At 62.6% G+C, this 1,029-nt stretch carries 1 protein-coding gene; it reads left to right on the top strand.

Translation table 11 applies throughout. The features are described 5' to 3' along the window. Positions 1–60: 60 nt before the first annotated feature. The gene (locus NKJ17_RS33895) at positions 61–1,017 is read left to right on the top strand and encodes an IS5 family transposase (RefSeq protein WP_352692063.1); all 957 of its coding nucleotides are present in this window, start codon (positions 61–63) and stop codon (positions 1,015–1,017) included. The last annotated feature ends 12 nt before the right edge of the window (positions 1,018–1,029 follow it).

Raw genomic sequence — 1,029 nt, 5'->3', positions numbered from 1 at the left:
GGGCCTGTTGCGTAATTCGCTGATTGTGATTCTCTGAGACGAAGCTCGGAGGGAATCGCGATGGCAGTGAAGCAGATGGGCCAGTTGAGCTTGGCGGAGGCTTTTCTGGGCGGCAAGTTGGCTGGCGGTTCTTCACCGCTTGATCGATTGTCGGGTCTGGTGAAGTGGTATCGCTTCGAGAAGCTGCTCAACCCGCTGCGCGATGGCGGACCCGGACGGGCAGCTTGGCCACCGCTGGTTCTGTTCAAGGCGCTTTTGCTGCAGTCACTCTACGGCCTGTCGGATCGCGAACTTGAGGAGGCGCTTGGCGACCGGCTGTCGTTCCGGCGCTTTGTAGGGCTCGGGCTGGAGGAGAGCGTTCCCGACCACACGGTGCTTTCGCGTTTTCGCAATCTGCTTGTCGGCGAAGGGCTGCTGGAGAAGCTGTTTGGCGAACTGGACCGGCAGTTGGAGAAAGCCGGTGTTATCCTGAAGCGGGGAACGATGCTGGATGCCACGCTGATCAATGCGGTTTCATTGCCCCCGACGGACGAGCGGACTTCGAAGGATACGGATGCCCGGCTCACCGCGCGAAAGGGCAAGGGCGGCTTCACCTTTGGCTACAAAGCCCATGTCGGGGTGGATGAGGGCTCTGGCCTGATCCGCACGGTGATTACCACGCCAGCCAACGTCAACGACACGGTGATGGCCGATAACTTGATCTGCGGCGACGAGAAGACGGTGTGGGCGGACGCCGCCTACGACACCCATGCCCGCCGCGCCCGGCTCAAGGCCGAGGGCAAGAAGGTGCGCATCGCGCGCCGCCCCAACAAGCACCATGCGCTGCCGCCGCGGCTCAAACATTACAACCGCCTGATCGCCAGACGGCGAGCGGCGGTGGAGACCACTTTCGCCACGCTCAAGAACCGCATGAAGCTGACCAATATCCGCTATGTCGGACTGGCGAAGGCCACCGCCCAGGTGACATTGGCGGCGATCGCCTTCAACATGCGCCGATGGGCCGCCATCACGGGATAGGTGCGCCCGCAG

It is taken from the genome of Mesorhizobium sp. M0208 (assembly GCF_040322015.1).
Lineage (GTDB): Bacteria > Pseudomonadota > Alphaproteobacteria > Rhizobiales > Rhizobiaceae > Mesorhizobium.
The sequence above is the reverse complement of the archived record's forward strand: the minus strand, read 5'-3'. Positions and strand labels throughout refer to the sequence as shown.

What these genes read in the sequence shown, in the direction of transcription:
- NKJ17_RS33895 (WP_352692063.1), top strand. Translation starts at nt 61, where the DNA reads ATGGCAGTGAAGCAGATGGGCCAGTTGAGCTTGGCGGAGGCTTTTCTG.